The organism is Vibrio ouci, from assembly GCF_004551525.1.
Classification (GTDB): domain Bacteria; phylum Pseudomonadota; class Gammaproteobacteria; order Enterobacterales; family Vibrionaceae; genus Vibrio; species Vibrio ouci.
Map to the genome: position 1 here is coordinate 1 of NZ_SATR01000230.1, position 935 is coordinate 935.

Below are 935 nucleotides of genomic sequence, written 5' to 3' on the forward strand. Positions count from 1 at the left end.
TCAAGTAGTTGATTGTTTAGCTCTCGCTGTTGATCAGCAAGTAATTGATATTCTTCGTAATCCATATTGTTGCCAAATTAAATTGCTAGCTTTAGCCTTAAGATTACCTCAACTGGCTTGCACTGAACACTCTTTGACACCTAACGCCAAATTAAGGTGTGAACAACGCTACCGCCTTACCTAAACCATTGTGCCATAAACACTAAACTGGCTTGAAGTGAAAGCGCCAAGCGTTGTGAATCACTCTTAAATTTATTGTTAGGTTTTACTTTCAATAGCGTAGTGAATAGTTCTTAATCTACTAAGTGCTTTCTTGCTAAGCCATAAATTTTATGAAGATCTTTAAAAGTATGACGTAATGCTCGACCTGCTAATTTGCTTTCGTAAGCTGCATGGTTCTTAGGTTGTGGTCTTGTGCTTTCTAGTGTTAATTTCCAGCGCCAATCTTGAAGAAGTGGAATTTGAGAGTCTAGTTCCACCGCAACTGCCCACCTGTGATGCACAACATTTCTGGCATAGCGAAAGCCTAGAATCACCTGCTCATAATCAGATTTTGAGTTTGGTAACTTTAACATCCAATCCTTACCAAAGCGTTCATCAAAATATTCTTCTATAACATCCGCCCAACCCAAAGTTTCAACTAAAGGGATATATAAAGACTTTGAATCACCATTAATTTTAGCGTCATTACGCTGAGTTCTCAGACGCAAAAATGCCTCATCGTATCCTTTTAGGATGAGATCAATATTAACCATAATTACTTCCAACTCACTAAATTTTCCAAATAAAACCTAACGCCCAATTAAGGGGTGAACAACGCCTCCCCCAAACCTAATGCATTGTGCCATAAACACTAAATTTGAAGTAGAAGCAAAAATGCCAAGCGTTGTGAATCCCTCTTAAATTGATTGTTATAACACAATTGCTACACATCA

General features: G+C 37.9%; 2 protein-coding genes. One reads left to right on the forward strand and one right to left on the reverse strand.

Going from position 1 to position 935, the window contains the following annotated elements:
• Positions 1 to 184: hypothetical protein (locus ELS82_RS26815; RefSeq protein ID WP_208733322.1), on the forward strand; the 184-nt coding region annotated here is incomplete at its 5' end.
• Positions 185 to 293: 109 nt separating this feature from the next.
• On the opposite strand, the gene ELS82_RS25365 is transcribed toward ELS82_RS26815, so the two are convergent.
• A complete protein-coding gene (locus ELS82_RS25365; protein ID WP_134837809.1) occupies positions 294 to 755 on the reverse strand; it encodes a hypothetical protein in 462 nt (153 codons plus the stop codon).
• Positions 756 to 935: the final 180 nt, after the last annotated feature.

Coding starts and splice junctions, on each gene's coding strand:
- ELS82_RS25365 (WP_134837809.1), bottom strand. CDS start 755: ATGGTTAATATTGATCTCATCCTAAAAGGATACGATGAGGCATTTTTG.